Here is a 647-nt window from a genome sequence, read left to right as displayed (position 1 = left end):
CGGGTGTTATAATCCCATGATGATGCTGCACTTTGTTTGATGTTATCCCAGTCACTGTACAAGTATCCACCATAGGCCACCAGCCCTAATAAAGGTGCGAGACGCGCAAGTAAAGGGGTTAATGCAGCGGAAACCCTCGCAAATCCCGCGAGCATCTTTACTGCCCACGTCGTCGCTACAACTCCGCCGAGAATCAGGAAAGCATTTTTCCAGCCGCCGACACCATCAACACCTTTTTTAATCCACTTTCCGAGGGTTTTAAACGCCTCAACGGCACGGTCGATATCTTTTTCCCACTTGCTCCAGTCGATCAGGCTTTTACCGCCTTCTTTCCATGTTTTATAGTCGTCATAGAGCAGGAGAAGCGCACCGATTAATACTGTGATCGCGCCGATGGGTGACATCAGGAACGCGCTGTTCAGAAGACGCCAGGCAACAACGATAGCCCCGAACATGGCAATCAGCATCTTGCTGCTTTCATCCAGTCGCTTCCACCAATCTATGACATCTCCAATACCTTGAACCACCCGGTAAACCATGCGACTAAAGACCTCAGCAAACCAGAGAATGCCTTTGATGATCTTGGTGAGTGTGGCCTCAATTTTGGGGAAGTTATCCAGTATTTTCTGACGTAACGAGTCGAAAGA

Annotated in this window: 1 pseudogene; it reads right to left on the bottom strand. The window is 49.0% G+C overall.

The annotated features are described in order from the left end of the window. Positions 1–647, bottom strand: a pseudogene (locus ACGF7G_RS22570) (lytic transglycosylase domain-containing protein); the annotation flags it as partial.

The sequence above is a fragment of the Photorhabdus sp. RM323S genome, assembly GCF_042879375.1.
Classification (GTDB): domain Bacteria; phylum Pseudomonadota; class Gammaproteobacteria; order Enterobacterales; family Enterobacteriaceae; genus Photorhabdus; species Photorhabdus tasmaniensis.
This window is presented reverse-complemented; position numbering and strand designations above follow the sequence as displayed.